Genomic DNA, 1,058 nt, shown 5'->3' on the forward strand with positions numbered 1-1,058 from the left:
TAGAGCATTTTCCGATCATTCGCATTCATATCCGGCCGCAGCGAAGTAGTTCCGGCATTCTTTGGTAGTGAAGGTGTCGATGCCTTGGGCGATGGCTGCCCAGAGATCGTCCTTTGTGCGGGCGGCAGTCTTCTTCAGGAAGGCCTTGAGCTTGGAGAAAGCCATTTCGATCGGATTGAAGTCCGGACTGTAGGGCGGCAAGAAACGTAAGGTTGCGCCGGCAGCCTCGATGGCATGGCGCACGGCGAGCGGCTTGTGGGCCGGCAGATTATCCATCACGACGACGTCGCCCGGCTTGAGCGTCGGCGCCAGCACCTGCTCGACATAAGCCAGGAAAGCGGCGCCGTGCATGGCGCCGTCGAGGACCATCGGGGCACTCATGCCATCAAGTCTGAGGGCGCCGACGAATGTGGTGGTCTTCCAATGGCCGTGCGGGACAGGCGCGCGACAGCGTTCGCCGCGCAATGATCGGCCGCAGCGGCGCGCCATCTTGGTCGAGGCGCCGGTCTCATCGATAAACACCAGCCGCTCGGGATCGAGATCGGGTTGCCCGGCGAACCAGGCCCGTCGCTGGGCCAGAACGTCAGAACGTTGCTGTTCACTGGCGTGTGCGGTTTTTTTTAAACGTCAGGCCGTGTCGGTCGAGCAGGCGCCAGATCGTGCTCTGGGCCACACGCAGCCCGTGGCTGTCCTCCATATGGGCGGCGATCTCGCCTAAGGTGATATCCGGTATCTCCTCCACCAGCCCCAGTATCTCATCGCTATGCGCCTCGATCTGATGGGAGCGTTGATCGCCGCCACGCGGACGGGCCTGAACGCTGCCCGTTTGCCGCCACTGCCGAACCCATTTGATGGCCGACGACGCCGCAACCCCGAAGCGCCGGGCCGCCGCGCGTCGCGTCATACCACCGTCAACGGCCTCAATCACTCGCTGCCGCAAATCCTCCGAGAGTGTCTTGCTCATCCGAGCTGGCCTCCTCTTCCAGCCCGTATGTTGAATCAGATCACGTCTGATTTGGGAATCCCAAACGATTCAAAACGATGGGAAAATGCTCTAG

Annotated in this window: 1 protein-coding gene; it reads right to left on the reverse strand. The window is 61.5% G+C overall.

Annotated features, from left to right (window positions below):
• Positions 1 to 15: 15 nt before the first annotated feature.
• A protein-coding gene (locus FHS78_RS19195) for an IS630 family transposase (protein ID WP_425500316.1) occupies positions 16 to 964 on the reverse strand; the annotation gives its coding sequence in 2 pieces (ribosomal slippage) (positions 16 to 621 and positions 623 to 964; 948 coding nt in all).
• Positions 965 to 1,058: the final 94 nt, after the last annotated feature.

The organism is Parvibaculum indicum, from assembly GCF_011762095.1.
Taxonomy (GTDB): domain Bacteria; phylum Pseudomonadota; class Alphaproteobacteria; order Parvibaculales; family Parvibaculaceae; genus Parvibaculum; species Parvibaculum indicum.